This is a genomic window from Flavobacterium sp. KBS0721 (assembly GCF_002007065.3).
Taxonomy (GTDB): Bacteria; Bacteroidota; Bacteroidia; order Flavobacteriales; family Flavobacteriaceae; genus Flavobacterium; species Flavobacterium piscis.
The window spans coordinates 1,708,677-1,722,890 of sequence record NZ_CP042170.1; the positions used below are offsets into that span (position 1 = coordinate 1,708,677).

14 protein-coding genes and 1 riboswitch are annotated in these 14,214 nt (G+C 33.0%); of the genes, 13 read left to right on the forward strand and 1 reads right to left on the reverse strand.

The window, feature by feature from the left end; translation table 11 throughout:
* Positions 1-112: 112 nt before the first annotated feature.
* The 10 genes from B0M43_RS07580 (at position 113) to B0M43_RS07625 (ending at position 10,139) form a co-directional block, all read left to right on the forward strand.
* Positions 113-1,201, forward strand: coding sequence for an aspartate kinase (locus B0M43_RS07580; protein WP_078006290.1), 1,089 nt, complete (start codon positions 113-115; stop codon positions 1,199-1,201).
* A gap of 613 nt (positions 1,202-1,814) precedes the next feature.
* A complete protein-coding gene (locus tag B0M43_RS07585) occupies positions 1,815-2,018 on the forward strand; it encodes a hypothetical protein (RefSeq protein ID WP_078006289.1) in 204 nt (67 codons plus the stop codon).
* Positions 2,019-2,206: 188 nt separating this feature from the next.
* Positions 2,207-2,315: riboswitch (SAM riboswitch) on the forward strand.
* A gap of 77 nt (positions 2,316-2,392) precedes the next feature.
* Complete coding sequence (locus B0M43_RS07590; protein WP_246860206.1) at positions 2,393-3,376, forward strand: alpha/beta fold hydrolase; 984 nt, start codon at positions 2,393-2,395, stop codon at positions 3,374-3,376.
* A 1-nt stretch (position 3,377) separates the two neighbouring features.
* Complete coding sequence (thrA, locus tag B0M43_RS07595) at positions 3,378-5,792, forward strand: bifunctional aspartate kinase/homoserine dehydrogenase I (protein WP_078006287.1); 2,415 nt, start codon at positions 3,378-3,380, stop codon at positions 5,790-5,792.
* A 51-nt stretch (positions 5,793-5,843) separates the two neighbouring features.
* Entirely contained in the window at positions 5,844-6,539 is a 696-nt protein-coding gene (locus B0M43_RS07600) for a hypothetical protein (protein WP_123921768.1), read from the forward strand.
* Positions 6,540-6,572: 33 nt separating this feature from the next.
* Positions 6,573-7,130 carry a hypothetical protein gene (locus B0M43_RS07605; RefSeq protein ID WP_065449288.1) on the forward strand — a complete coding sequence of 186 codons (558 nt, stop codon included), beginning with the start codon at positions 6,573-6,575 and terminating at the stop codon, positions 7,128-7,130.
* Positions 7,131-7,147: 17 nt separating this feature from the next.
* Positions 7,148-7,573: an OsmC family protein gene (locus B0M43_RS07610; RefSeq protein ID WP_065449289.1), complete on the forward strand. Its 426-nt coding sequence runs from the start codon at positions 7,148-7,150 to the stop codon at positions 7,571-7,573.
* 168 nt (positions 7,574-7,741) lie between these two features.
* Positions 7,742-8,914: a PLP-dependent aspartate aminotransferase family protein gene (locus B0M43_RS07615; RefSeq protein WP_078006958.1), complete on the forward strand. Its 1,173-nt coding sequence runs from the start codon at positions 7,742-7,744 to the stop codon at positions 8,912-8,914.
* 94 nt (positions 8,915-9,008) lie between these two features.
* Positions 9,009-9,539, forward strand: a complete 531-nt coding sequence (locus B0M43_RS07620; RefSeq protein ID WP_078006285.1) for a hypothetical protein — start codon at positions 9,009-9,011, stop codon at positions 9,537-9,539.
* 189 nt (positions 9,540-9,728) lie between these two features.
* Positions 9,729-10,139: an Rrf2 family transcriptional regulator gene (locus tag B0M43_RS07625; RefSeq protein ID WP_055097114.1), complete on the forward strand. Its 411-nt coding sequence runs from the start codon at positions 9,729-9,731 to the stop codon at positions 10,137-10,139.
* A 109-nt stretch (positions 10,140-10,248) separates the two neighbouring features.
* Here the strand turns inward: B0M43_RS07625 and B0M43_RS07630 are convergent, their stop codons facing one another.
* Positions 10,249-11,031 (reverse strand): sulfite exporter TauE/SafE family protein, encoded by a 783-nt coding sequence (locus tag B0M43_RS07630; protein WP_065449291.1) that lies wholly within the window; start codon positions 11,029-11,031, stop codon positions 10,249-10,251.
* Between the two features lie 314 nt (positions 11,032-11,345).
* Between B0M43_RS07630 and B0M43_RS07635 the strand changes: the two genes are divergently transcribed.
* The 3 genes from B0M43_RS07635 (at position 11,346) to cysD (ending at position 14,127) form a co-directional block, all read left to right on the forward strand.
* Positions 11,346-12,248, forward strand: a complete 903-nt coding sequence (locus tag B0M43_RS07635; protein WP_078006284.1) for a sulfite exporter TauE/SafE family protein — start codon at positions 11,346-11,348, stop codon at positions 12,246-12,248.
* Positions 12,249-12,273: 25 nt separating this feature from the next.
* Complete coding sequence (locus tag B0M43_RS07640; RefSeq protein ID WP_065449293.1) at positions 12,274-12,984, forward strand: phosphoadenylyl-sulfate reductase; 711 nt, start codon at positions 12,274-12,276, stop codon at positions 12,982-12,984.
* A gap of 237 nt (positions 12,985-13,221) precedes the next feature.
* The gene (cysD, locus tag B0M43_RS07645) at positions 13,222-14,127 is read left to right on the forward strand and encodes a sulfate adenylyltransferase subunit CysD (RefSeq protein ID WP_056244950.1); all 906 of its coding nucleotides are present in this window, start codon (positions 13,222-13,224) and stop codon (positions 14,125-14,127) included.
* The last annotated feature ends 87 nt before the right edge of the window (positions 14,128-14,214 follow it).

The window sequence follows — 14,214 nt, forward strand, 5'->3', positions numbered from 1 at the left end:
GAGGTGATTTTTTATAGAAGAAATTCAACATAAAGATTTCACCATATATGTAGGGGCGCACAGCAGTACGTCTATCTCATATGGGTTAATTAACCCCCAAAAAAATAAAATTATGTCAAAGCTTAAAATAAATATCATCCTTTTTGGAATTGGAAATATAGGAAGTACTTTGATCAATCAAATTATCGAAAGTCAGGAGTTTTTTCTCGAAAGTAAAAATATTGATTTTCATTTTCCAATTATAACCAATTCAACAGTAGCGTTTTTCGAGAAAGAAGGCGTTGGATATGCCTGGGAAACCAATTTCTTAGAATTGGCTGTTCCGTTTAAAGTGCAGGATATTATTGAATTTGCCAAAGAAAACGAATTTGAGAACTTAATAGCCGTTGATGCAACAGCGAGCGACGAGCTCATTCATCATTATAACACTTTGATTGAGAATGGTTTTAACATTGTAGCGGTAAATAAAAAAGCCAATACATTGCCAATTGATTTGTATAAAGGCATCAGGGAGAATCTTAAAAAATACGACAAAGAATTTTTGTACGAAACATCAGTAGACACAGGTTTTCCGGTATTGCAAACCTTAAGAGATTTGTATTCTTCAGGCGAGAAAATTACTAAGATACGAGGTGTTTTCTCAGATAATCTGAGTTATGTTTTTAATAGGTTTGCGACAGAAGATAGTTCTTTTTCATCTCTGCTCAAAGATGCAAGTTTATTGGGTTTAATGCGGTCAACCTTTAAGGAAGATTTGTCAGGAAATGATACAGCAAGGAAGTTATTGATTTTGACAAGGGAAATTGGAAAAGATTTTGATTTCTCTGATATAAAAATTAATTCTCTCATTACAGAAGAACATCTGGAGAAAAACGGCATTCTTAATACAGAAGCGATCGACAAATCATTTAAAATTGCAAAAATTGCCCAGGCAGACAATCATGTGCTAAGATACGTAGGAGAATTTGATTTAGAGAAAAATACATTAGAAGTAAAAATAGTTTCAGAACCAGTCTGGTCTGCCATAGGACAGCTAAAAGGCTCAGATACTATTTTTGAAATTTATACACAATCCTATGCAGATGTTCCAATAGCAATTCAAAGCGCTTCGGCATGTAAGCAGGCCATATCAAGAGGTATAATAACTGACATTTTAAAAGTGGCCGAAAAAATTAAAAATAAAGAAGCAGTTTGGCTGTAAGTGGTTTCGAATAGCAGTTAGTTGGTCTTTGATATAATGAAACAGGAAAGTTCGCGATGTATTTTTTTGTAAGTTTTAACGTTCTTTTTTTAAGATCTTTAATTTGTAGGATGTTTTTTAACGTTAAAAAGATGTTTTTTGACGTTTTTTACGATTAATTTGCTGATCCTCACTTGCATAATTGAAAAAATATTCGCACATTTGTAATACCTCAAAATTACCAGTAAAATAAACTTAGTATTCTGAATATAGTTATGTCGATCGGGACAAAAGTTGAAACAACTTTCTTTCTTAATTGATTTAAAAAAAGATAAAAGTTAAAATATTTGGCAGTTTCCGGGAAGCTTATTAAAATAAAACAAATGCAAGAATTTTTTAAAATAGCAAGTAAATCCAAGATGAATAAATCCCTACAGATGAACAAGATGTTTAACGTCGCACGTATTTGTGTACGCGTCTGTTGATACTAAAAGTATATATAAGTTGTATAAAACTTAAACCCTTTTGGTATTGTGATCCAAAAGGGTTTTTTTTATTCCATTTGGTTGCCATAACAAAAAATTAAATAAACAATAAAGATTATAAAACGCAAACTAACATAAACTTAAATATCATGAGCAAATTAAACTACATAACAAAAACGTTTTCTACATTGAAAAACTTAAGAGCTAAAAGAAATAATCCGCCACCACCAACAAATGAATTGGTACACCCAAGATTTGGAATCACGGAGGCAGATAAAGTAGCGGAGAAAAAAGAACCAAATTCATTATTATTTTTGATGTATTCAAAAGAGAATGAAACACTTTTTATCTAAATCAAAAAGTATCATAAAATAGGGGAATACCTGCTTAATTTTACTGGGCTAATTGTTCGGTAATTTTTTGCGTACAATAGTTTTTGTTTGAATTATGTTTAAGAAATTAAGCAATCAGTTTCGATAAAATTTGTTAGTTTAAGAAATAAGTAGTTAATTTGCACCTTTAAGTTCAAAAACGTATTGAAATGTTATAAAGAAAGGACGAGGGATTAGACCCGATGAATCCTTAGCAACCCTTCGTTAAATCGAAGAAGGTGCTGCATTCTACCACGCCCAAACGTGGAAAGATAACAACAAGAATTTTCTAGTTTCACTCTAGTACTTTCTTTCTAATATTTCCACATACAAATCAATAATAAAAAGATTTGAAATTGGAAAATATACCAAGTCCCATTATAATTCAAAATTTCATCACCGAGAGTGGTGCAGCATATCCATTATTACCATTGAGTTTTACACTTTTTGGTTTACCATTGCATAGCGCGCCTATAGTTTTGGTCAATCACGCTTTGACCGGAAATGCTCAGGTTACTGGCGAAAATGGTTGGTGGAATGATTTAATTGGCGAAGAAAAAACAATAGATACCCACAAATATACCGTATTGGCATTCGACGTTCCCGGAAACGGAAACGATACGTTTATAATAGAAAATTATCAGGATTTCACCACAAGAGATATTGCCAGAATTTTTATAAAAGGTCTGGAGACATTAAATATCGCCCAATTGCACACCATTATTGGAGGTTCTGTTGGCGGAGGAATTGCCTGGGAAATCCTGGCATTAGAACCTAATATTACGCAGAACTTAATCCCAATTGCAACCGACTGGAAATCGACCGACTGGATGATTGCCAATTGTTATTTGCAAGAGCAAATCCTAAACAATTCAGCAAGACCTATCGAAGATGCCAGAATACATGCCATGCTGTGTTACCGCTCTCCTGAATCATTCAAGGAAAAATTTCAACGTACGATCAACAACGAGCAGCTAATTTTTAATATCGAAAGCTGGTTGGCGCATCACGGTGAAAAATTACAAAAGAGATACCAATTGTCATCTTATAAACTGATGAACCAATTGCTCAAAACCATAGATATTACCAGAAATAGTGATGATTTCAAAACTTTAATGTCGAGAACAAATGCAGCGATTCATATTATCGGAATCAACTCTGATTTGTTTTTTACACCAAAAGAAAATCGTGAAACTTTTCAGGAATTAAAGAAGTTCAAAGACAATGTTTTTTACAGCGAAATAGATTCGGTTCACGGACATGACGCTTTTTTAATCGAGTACAAACAATTAGATCATTTACTTGCCGATATTTTTAAGGCAGAAACAATAGAAAAATAAAATGAAAATATTAAAATTTGGAGGCAAATCGTTATCAAACGGAGAAGGACTTAACAAGGTAGTTTCAATCATTTCTGATAAAGTAAATCAAGGAGAACAAATTGCAGTCGTAGTTTCTGCCCGCGGAAATGCTACAGATGAATTAGAATATATTTTAAAACTTGCTTCCAAAAACGGCAATTACAAACCATTATTTGAGAATTTTAAAACGTACCAGGTTTCAGATTATCCTCAGGTAGACTTGTCTGAAGAGTTTACTATTTTAGAAAAACTTTTTGAAGGTGTAAGCTTAATTGGCGATTACAGCAATAAAATAAAAGATCAGATTTTATCGAAAGGAGAATTGCTTTCGGCTAAATTATTGACGGCAATTTTAAAAGAGAAAGGAATTCCGGCAAATTTTGTCGATTCACGTGAATTGCTGAAAACCGACTCTAAATTTGGTGATGCACAGCCATTAGAACAGCTTTCTAAGAAAAACGTTGTCAATTATTTTAAAGAACACAATGGTTCAACGGTAAATATTGTAACTGGTTTCATTGGTTCAAACAATAATAATGACACCACAACTTTAGGAAGAAACGGAAGCAATTATACCGCATCGTTAATCGCTAATTACTTAAATGCCGAAGAGTTACAAAACTTCACGCACGTTGACGGAATTTATACAGCAAATCCTGATTTGGTGGCTGATGCTAAAAAAATTGAATTTCTTTCGTTTAATGAAGCGAACGAATTAGCGAACTTTGGCGCAACAATCCTGCATGCCAAAACGATAATCCCTTTATTAGAAAAAAATATTCCACTTCGTATTTTAAATACATTCAATCACGAAAATCGCGGCACATTAATTACTTCAGATTCGGCTAAAGAAGGAATCAAAACACTTTCGGTTTTAGAGAATTTATCATTGGTAAATCTTGAAGGACGCGGATTATTAGGAAAAGCAGGGGTTGATGCCCGTATTTTTAAAGTAATGGGCGATCACAATATTAGTGTAAGTATTATTTCTCAAGGATCTTCAGAAAGAGGAATTGGGTTGGTTGTAGCTACAGATAAAGCAACAACAGCGATGATCGAATTGGAAAAAGAATTCGAAAATGATTTTTATTCTAAAGATGTAAACCAAATTACAGTTACCGACAATGTTTCGGTTATTTCGATTATTGGTCAGGATTTGAGTACTTTTCATAAGCCTTACACTGCTTTAATCAAAAATAAAATAGTTCCAATTTTGTTTAACAACACCGTTACGGGTAAAAACGTGAGTTTGGTGGTTAAAAAATCAGAACTTAATAAAGCGTTGAACGTAATTCACGGAGAGATTTTTGGAGTTTCAAAGAAAATCAACATTGCTATTTTTGGTCACGGATTAGTTGGCGGAACTTTAATCAATCAAATATTAGAATCGGCTGCAGCCATCGAAAAACGTAAAGATATCAAGTTGAATGTTTTTGCAATTGCCAATTCGAAGAAATTACTTTTAAACAAAAATGGAGTAACTTCAAACTGGAAGAATGACATTGCAAAAGACGGTCTTGATTATACCATCAATGATGTAATTGCTTACGCGAACCAACATCATTTAGAAAACTTAATTGCGATTGATAATACGGCAAGCGCGACTTTCGTAGAAAATTATATTTCTTTGATAGAGAGCAGTTTCGACCTGATTTCATCTAATAAAGTAGCCAATACACTGAGTTATGGTTTTTACAAAGAACTAAGAAAATCTTTAACAGATAACCAAAAGAACTATTTGTATGAAACCAATGTTGGTGCCGGATTGCCATTAATTGATACTATAAAATTATTGCATCTTTCAGGTGAAAATATCACAAAAATAAAAGGGGTTTTCTCTGGAACATTGAGTTATTTATTCAATAATTTTTCTGCGAAAGACGCTCCTTTTAGTGAAATTCTAAAAGAAGCAATTGATAACGGATATACAGAACCAGACCCGCGTGAAGATTTATGCGGTAATGATGTGGGAAGAAAATTATTGATTTTGGCAAGGGAATTAGATTTACAGAATGAATTTGAAGAAATCTCGATTCAGAATTTAATTCCGGAACATTTGCGTGAAGGAAATGTGTCTGATTTCTTAACCAAGCTAAAAGAATTCGACCCAATTTACGAGAAAATAAAAGCCGATCAAAAACCCAATCACGTACTAAGATACATTGGCGAATTGTCTGGAGATTTACAAAATGATAAAGGAATTCTGGAAGTAAAATTAGTTTCGGTACCATCTGATACTGCTTTGGGCGGATTAAAAGGATCTGATTCTTTCTTCGAAATATATACAGAATCTTACGGAGATCGTCCAATTGTAATTCAGGGTGCCGGTGCAGGTTCTGCGGTTACAGCGAGAGGCGTTTTTGGAGATATTTTAAGATTGTCAGATAAAGGATAAAAAAGAATTTTAAATTTGTTAAGAATACTAAAAAAACAAATAAACAATAACATGAAAAAAATTATTATCCTTTTTTGTCTAATCTCTATGAGTATGCAGGCTAAATATTATAAAGCTACACTTACTCTGGAAAATGGAGAAACAAAGAATGGTTTTGCCGAAATGGTTGAAATCAATGATTCGAAAGTAAAATTTAGGCTGACAGAAAAAGGTGATACTGAAAAGATTTTAAGTGAAGAAATAAAAAAAATTGAATATACAGATAAAGACGAAAATTCATTTATAGCCGAAAGATTATTTATACATACCAATAAAGGTGAAAAAGGGATAAAAGAAGGTACAAAAAAATACTGGTTATACGTTGCTTATTCTAACGGAATAAAATTAGCAGTTGATGCCGTTCGATCTACAATGCGATTCAATGCTATAAACGGAACAACGACAGGTTCTAGCGGAGGAACAGTACTTTATATGGGGAAAGAAAAAGCAGATGGTGTTTTTTTTATTTTCTATTTATCTGATATGATGTCTATTAATGTTGGGATGGATAAAGCCGTTAGAAATCATTGTGAATTATTGTTTAAAGAATGCCCTAAATTTTTAGAAGCAGTAAATGCCGAAAACTTTAAGAAACCGACATTGTTAAACAGACTTATAGAATTGTATGAGACCAATGATTGTAATAAACCTGTAGTAACAGCAAAAGCAGAGGTGAAGAAAAAAAGTAGTCCAAAAAAGAAAAAATAAAATCTTAACTAACTATTTTTTAGACAAAAAAAAATGAAAAATATACTAATCTTACTATTGTTCTCCAATATTCTAACAGCACAAATTTCAAATGTCATTAGAAATAAAGACAGTTATACACAGGAAGTTTTTCCGTATAAGGGCGTTAGAGCAATCCAGGTAGATGAAGTAAGTTCTCCAGGAAATGAGGATAATGTATTTATTTTTTCGAAGATTGAAAAAAATGCCAATCCTGATAAAATGTATTTTCAAAGATTTACAAAAGTCAATAGTAAATGGATCGTAAAATCTATTCTTGAAGTAAATCATAACGGAATTATTTCGGCCTGGGGAAGCAGAAAAGCTTTTGGAGATTACAATAAAGATAAAAGTGTTGATGCTCTTTTTATTTACGGACTTTATGATGCTGATTTTAAACAACAATCTGTTCATTTAGTGTTTTCGCAAAAAGATCAATTTTACACCATTGAATCCAGTGTTTCTGATGATTTTAAAACAGATAAATTATCTCCTAATTTTAAATCTTTAGATGCAGAATCTAAAAAACAGGTTTTAGAATATTGGGAGAAATTAGATAAAAAAGACAAATAACTTACGAATATAATACCATGAAAGTAACCTTAAACAGAGTAAACGATGCGTTTCATTTCAAACTCAAAAATGAACGTGGTCATGTAGTGGATGTTGATAGCAGAGCTGAATTTGGCGGAAGCGATTTAGGTGCAAGTCCAATGGAATTAGTATTGATGGGAGTTGCAGGATGCAGTGCTATTGATATGATTTCGATTTTAAAGAAGCAACGTCAGGAAATAAAAGCATTTAATGCTGAGGTAGAGGGAGAACGCGTAAAAGTTGGAGAAGCAACACCTTTTAAAGAAATCAATGTGGTTTTTTATTTAGAAGGTGATATCAATCCGGAAAAGGCAAAAAAAGCAGCACAGCTTTCTTTCGAGAAATACTGTTCAGTTGCCAAAACAGTTGAACCTACAGCTACAATTAAATACAAAGTTGTCCTAAACAACGAAGCATTATAAATTAGAAAATGAGTCAATTAGAAAATGAGAAAATTCTTTTGGCTTGATAAGTAATAAATATTTGCATAAATACTTAGTGAATCTCTGAGTTCTTTTGTGAGTCTTTGTGAAATTATAAAAACAGGCGAATTGGTGCTAATTAGTTCAATTCGTGTTAAAACAAAAAAAATGAACGAACAAGAATTTGGTTTTGAAACCCAAGCCATAAGAACACATCTGGAAAAAACACAATTTCAGGAACATTCTACCCCATTATATTTATCATCGAGTTTTGTATTCGAAGATGCAGAGGACATGAGAGCCTCTTTTACGGAAGAAAAAGTACGTAATATTTACTCTCGTTTCAGTAATCCAAATACAACAGAATTTGTTGATAAGGTTTGCGCAATGGAAGGTGCTGAATCCGGTTATGCTTTTGCAACCGGAATGGCGGCGATCTATTCGACTTTTGCAGCATTGCTGGACTCAGGTGATCATATTGTTTCTGCAGGAAGCGTTTTTGGTTCTACACACGCGTTGTTTATGACTTATTTCCCTAAATGGAATATCGAAACGACTTATTTTGACATTAATAAACCAGAAACGATAGAGGGATTTATTAAACCTAATACTAAAATTTTATATGCAGAAACACCAACAAATCCTGGTGTAGACGTTGTTGATTTAGAATTGTTAGGTCAAATTGCAAAAAAACACAATCTGATTTTAATTATCGATAATTGTTTTGCTACACCGTATATTCAGCAGCCAATTAAATACGGTGCAGATATCGTAATTCACTCGGCAACAAAATTAATCGACGGACAGGGTCGTGTTTTAGGAGGAGTTGCAGTTGGAAATGCAGAGCTAATTCGTAAAATATATTTATTTTCAAGAAATACAGGTCCGGCAATGTCACCATTTAACGCTTGGGTTTTATCGAAAAGTTTAGAAACTTTGGCAGTTCGTGTAGACAAACATTGCGAAAATGCTTTAAAAGTGGCTGAGTTTTTAGAAGCACATCCAAATGTTGAAAGCGTGAAATATCCATTCTTAAAATCACATCCAAAGTATGAAATCGCCAAAAAACAAATGCTTTTAGGCGGTAATATTATTGCAATTGAAATAAAAGGTGGTCTTGAAGCAGGACGAAAATTTTTGGACAAAATTAAATTATGTTCGCTTTCCGCAAATATTGGAGACGTAAAAACAATCGTAACACATCCAGCTTCGACAACACACAGTAAATTGTCTGTTGAAGAAAAGCTGGCAGTTGGAATTACGGAAGGTTTAGTACGTGTTTCTGTAGGTTTAGAAACGGTAAAAGATGTTATTGCCGATTTAGATCAGGCACTTTCTTAAATAATTTTAATGATATATTTGTCAGGCTGAGCGAAGTCGAAGCCCATTTAGTGACTTCGACTTCGCTCAGTCTGACAATTATTGTTTTTTATATATGAAGCCAAGATTACTCATTTTATCAGATTTATTTGGAGGAAAAGATCCGGAATGGGTTAAAATCTACATGAATTTATTGCAATCTAAATTTGAGATTCAGTATTATGATGTTCTTGAATTGGCAAATATTGCTTCTGATAATTTTGTCGAAAGTGAGATTCATAATCAATTTCTTAATGGAGGAATAGATAAAGCTATCCAAAATTTACTTCAGTTAGAAACAGGAAAAATACTTGTTTTAGGATTTAGCATTGGAGGTACAATTGCCTGGAAAGCATCTTTACAAGGGCTGAAAATTACACATTTATTCGCTGTTTCATCAACAAGATTACGATACGAAACTGAAGTGCCAAATGGTATTGTAAAATTATACTTTGGAGAAAAAGACCCAAATAAGCCTAACCCACAATGGTTTTTAGATTTGAATATAGATAATCAGATTCTCAAAGACAACAATCATCAACTCTATTTGCTAGAAGATAATATACCCGTAATTTGTAACGATATATTAAAAACTATACCGCAATAACGATTTTTGATTGTAAATTGTACCGTTAAAAATCTTTTTTTATTTAAACCATACTAATTTAGTCGAACTTACTTTTTTATTGTGTTATTTTTCTCATTCAAAAAGCTTATTTTTGTTGCAGAAAAATATTTAGCTGTTATTTTAGCAAGAAATCTAAAATCAACAATCTAAAATCTAAAATATATATAAGTGCTTTCAAAGAAAACAAAATACGGAATTAAGGCTTTAACTTATTTGGCTAGACGTGAAAATAATGAACCTGTACAGATTGCCGAAATTGCCAAAAGCGAACATATTTCGATAAAATTCTTAGAAAGTATATTGTTGTTACTTAGGAATTCCGGTTTCCTGGGAGCAAAAAAAGGAAAGGGCGGAGGTTATTACCTGATAAAAGATCCAAAAGATATCAGTATGGCCAAAGTGTACCGTATTCTTGAAGGACCAATTGCTTTGTTGCCTTGTGCAAGTCATAATTTTTATGAAAGATGCGATGATTGCGATGACGAAACTACTTGTGCGGCAAGACGTTTAATGATGGAAGTTCGTGATAATACTTTAAAAATATTAGAAAGTAATTCTTTGGCAGATATTGCGTTTTAAAGAAAATTTTAAAACATATTAGTCATTTAAGGTAATATAATTTTGCTTTATGTAAGTAGCTTTATAAGCTTATATTAAATGAACTTATATAACTTATATGGTGTAGAAATTAAAAAATCAATTTATATCCGGCTAAGAAAAGCATTACTGCGATGGCGTTTCTTAAAAATAAATCAGGCACTTTTCCGCTTAACATACTTCCCATAAAAATTCCCGGAAGGGATCCCAGTAATAGTTGCCCTAATAAGGCTAAATCTAAATTTCCCATTGAGGCATGCCCAATTCCGGCAACAAGAGTTAGCGGAACGGCGTGGGCAATTTCGGTTCCTACTAAACGTGGCGTTGGTAAAAGCGGATATAAGAAAAACAAAGTAACTGTGCCTAAAGCTCCGGCACCAATAGAGGTTAGTGTCACGGTTGCTCCCAATAATACACCAATGCCAATTGTCAGCATGTTTTGTGTATGACTTTCAGTGTGAAATTTATCTCCGGCATGTTTTTGAGAATATATTAATAGTTTCTTTTTGAACAGAATTGCAATTGATGTAAAAAGTAATGCCCAGCCTAAACTGTATTTTATAACTGCATTTATTGTCGAAATATCTGTTTTTATACTGTTTAATATCCATAGCGTTATTAAAGCTGCAGGAACACTGCCCAGAGTAAGCCAACCTGTAATTTTCCAATTAATATTTCCTTTTTTATGGTGTACAAATACGCCTCCCATTTTGGTAAAAGCAGCATATAATAAATCAGTTCCAACGGCTGTTGTTGGGGGAATACCAAAATACAATAAAATTGGTGTCATCAACGAACCACCTCCCACACCTGTCAATCCTACCACAAAACCTACTACTAAACCGGCAATTACAAGACCTATTTGAAAATCCATGAATAAAAATTTGCTGTAAAAATAAGAACATTTTTATAATAATCCGATGGATTTGGTAGACTTTAAAATGCTATATTTGCAAATGAATATCTTGAATGTTTTATCTCGCTGAAATACAATGCGATACGGTTTTTAACTTAGAAATCTAATTTGTTATATTTTTTAAAGTTGCTCTTTACTTAAACAAAAGAGGATTAGAGTTGTAAAAAAATTAAATAATGTTTTGATATTTAGAAATAAGTACTAATTTTGCGTAGTAATCTATTAAGCCGATAGGGTAATGGATTTCTAGGCTAAAAACCAAGCCAGTAAATATGGAAAAAGAATTGAAAATAGATAGTGTAAGTATTAAATCGGATGTATTATTAAAAGAAAAACTGTGGGTTATAATTCCGGTTATATTATTAATAGGTTTGTTATCTACGTTGATATACAAGCATCATGCTGAATTTTCGATAGATGGATTAGTTTCGGGATTTGATACAGATTTTTTAATATTTTTCGCTATTGGAGTTTTTGCACAATTGGTAGATGGAACATTAGGAATGGGGTACGGAGCAACTTCAACTTCATTTTTATTAGCTTACGGAGTTCCGCCAGTAATTAGTAGTACAGGCGTTCACGTTGCAGAAATGTTTACTACGGGAGCATCGGCAATTTCGCATCATAAATTTGGAAATATCAATAAAAAGCTCGTAAAACATTTATTGATTCCGGGAGTTTTAGGTTCTATTGCAGGAGCTTATTTATTATCAGATGTCATTAATGGAGACGTTATAAAACCGTTTATTGCGGTTTATATGATTGTTTTGGCAATTATCATTATTAAAAAAGCATTAGCAAAAACAATAGTTAAAAAGAAAACTAAAAAATTAGGAATTTTAGCCACTTTTGGAGGTTTTATGGATGCTGTTGGCGGCGGTGGATGGGGTCCCATTGTAACATCTACATTATTAGGAAGAGGTAGAAATCCTCGTTACACTATTGGATCAGTAAATGCAGCTGAATTTGCTATTTCATTTGCAAGTGGAATTACCTTCATGCTTTTTGGAGGAATTCACGGATGGCAGGTTATTATAGGGTTAATTTTAGGAGGCGTAATTGCAGCGCCATTAGGAGCTTATTTGGTAAATAAAATCAAAAGAAAACCAATGATGGTTGCGGTTGGAGTTTTAATTATATTATTGAGTTTAAAAACATTATCTAAATTATTGTAAGCAGTTTTTTAGAAAGGAAAAGATTATGAGTGCACCAATTATAGAATCATTATTAGAGGTAACGAAAGATTTTTCGCTTGACGAAACTTTAGTTTTTCTAGCTAAAGAATTTCCGGGAAAAGTGATTTTTTCGACTTCTTTTGGTCAGGAAGATCAGGTAATTACAGATTTCATTGCAAAAAGCAATACTGATATTACCATTTTTACGCTGGATACCGGAAGATTATTTCAGGAAACGTATGATGTTTTTCATAAGACATTAAAAAAATATAAAAGACCAATCGAAGTTTATTTTCCGGAAGCAACGGCAGTGGAAAATTTATTAAAAGAAAAAGGTCCGAATAGTTTTTATGATTCGGTTGAGAACAGAAAAGAATGTTGTTTCATTCGAAAAGTAGTTCCCTTAAGAAAAGCTTTGGCAGGAAACTCAGTTTGGATCACAGGTTTAAGAGCGGAGCAATCGGAAAACAGACAAGATTTGAATTTATTTGAATACGACGGAGGTTTCGAAATCATCAAATTCAATCCATTATTAAAATGGTCTTTAGAAGAAGTTGAAACGTATTTGTCAGAAAACAATGTCCCTCAAAATGCATTGCACAAACAAGGTTTCGTAAGCATAGGATGCGCACCATGTACAAGAGCAATTTTTCCGGGAGAAGATATCAGAGCCGGAAGATGGTGGTGGGAATCAAGTCATAAAGAATGCGGATTGCACAGCGCTAAGAAAGAGTAAAGAGAATAGAGAAGAATAAAGAGCAAAGAATCAAGAATATAGATTTAAAGTTCCGGAGGAACGATTTATATTGTAGCGCCGGATTTTAATCCGGGGATATTGATGAAGGCAACGGATTAAAATTCGTTGAAAAAGACAAAACAAAAAACACAGAATAACGATAGTTTATAGGTTTTAGATTAAACTCACAACGATCTGAAACTAAAAAAAGCTGTCAAGCATTAAACAAAATATCAAATGAGTTCAAGTTCAGTATTAAAAACAAACGCTTTAGAGAGTGAAGCGATATACATTTTCAGAGAAGTAATTTCACAGTTTGATAAACCGGTTTTACTTTTCTCTGGAGGAAAAGATTCTATAACATTAGTGCGTTTGGCGCAAAAAGCCTTTTTTCCTGCTAAGATTCCGTTTCCTCTTTTGCACGTTGATACGGGACATAATTTCCCTGAGACAATTGCTTTCAGAGATAAATTAGTTGAAGAATTAGGATTAGAGTTAATCGTTCGTAATGTTCAGGATGCTATTGATGAAGGAAAAGTGGTGGAAGAGACTGGTAAATATTCTAGTAGAAACAGCTTACAGACGATCACACTTTTAGATGCAATTGAAGAATTTAAATTTGATGCTTGTATTGGTGGAGCGCGTCGTGATGAAGAAAAAGCAAGAGCTAAAGAACGTATTTTTTCTGTTCGTGACGATTTTGGTCAATGGGATGAAAAAAATCAACGTCCGGAATTGTTTGATATTTTGAATGGAAAAATAGAAAATGGTCAAAATGTTCGTGTTTTCCCAATTTCAAACTGGACTGAATTAGATGTTTGGAGTTATATCGAAAAAGAACACATCGAGATTCCATCAATCTATTTTTCACATAAAAGAAAAGTTTTTTTGAGAGACGGTTTAATCTGGTCGCATTCTCCTTTTGTGTATCAGGAAGAAGACGAACAAATCGAAGAACGAATTGTTCGCTTCAGAACCGTTGGAGATATGAGTTGTACAGCCGCTGTTGAATCGTATGCAGCAACAATTCAGGAAGTTGTTGGAGAAATCAGAGAATCAACTATTTCTGAAAGAGGCGCCAGAATCGACGATAAACGTTCTGAAGCTGCAATGGAAAAGAGAAAACAACAAGGATACTTTTAATTCAATTAAAAATTTAGAATTAAAAATTAAAAATCTCTACAGTAAATTCAAAAACAAAAAAACATACAGATTTAAACTTTAGTTCAA

Bases quoted from the DNA above. Each gene is read 5' to 3' on its own strand.
- B0M43_RS07620 (WP_078006285.1), top strand. From the start codon at position 9,009: ATGAAGCCAAGATTACTCATTTTATCAGATTTATTTGGAGGAAAAGAT.
- B0M43_RS07600 (WP_123921768.1), top strand. From the start codon at position 5,844: ATGAAAAAAATTATTATCCTTTTTTGTCTAATCTCTATGAGTATGCAG.
- B0M43_RS07610 (WP_065449289.1), top strand. From the start codon at position 7,148: ATGAAAGTAACCTTAAACAGAGTAAACGATGCGTTTCATTTCAAACTC.
- B0M43_RS07640 (WP_065449293.1), top strand. From the start codon at position 12,274: ATGAGTGCACCAATTATAGAATCATTATTAGAGGTAACGAAAGATTTT.
- B0M43_RS07585 (WP_078006289.1), top strand. From the start codon at position 1,815: ATGAGCAAATTAAACTACATAACAAAAACGTTTTCTACATTGAAAAAC.
- B0M43_RS07635 (WP_078006284.1), top strand. From the start codon at position 11,346: ATGGAAAAAGAATTGAAAATAGATAGTGTAAGTATTAAATCGGATGTA.
- B0M43_RS07580 (WP_078006290.1), top strand. From the start codon at position 113: ATGTCAAAGCTTAAAATAAATATCATCCTTTTTGGAATTGGAAATATA.
- cysD (WP_056244950.1), top strand. From the start codon at position 13,222: ATGAGTTCAAGTTCAGTATTAAAAACAAACGCTTTAGAGAGTGAAGCG.
- thrA (WP_078006287.1), top strand. From the start codon at position 3,378: ATGAAAATATTAAAATTTGGAGGCAAATCGTTATCAAACGGAGAAGGA.
- B0M43_RS07605 (WP_065449288.1), top strand. From the start codon at position 6,573: ATGAAAAATATACTAATCTTACTATTGTTCTCCAATATTCTAACAGCA.
- B0M43_RS07615 (WP_078006958.1), top strand. From the start codon at position 7,742: ATGAACGAACAAGAATTTGGTTTTGAAACCCAAGCCATAAGAACACAT.
- B0M43_RS07630 (WP_065449291.1), bottom strand. From the start codon at position 11,031: ATGGATTTTCAAATAGGTCTTGTAATTGCCGGTTTAGTAGTAGGTTTT.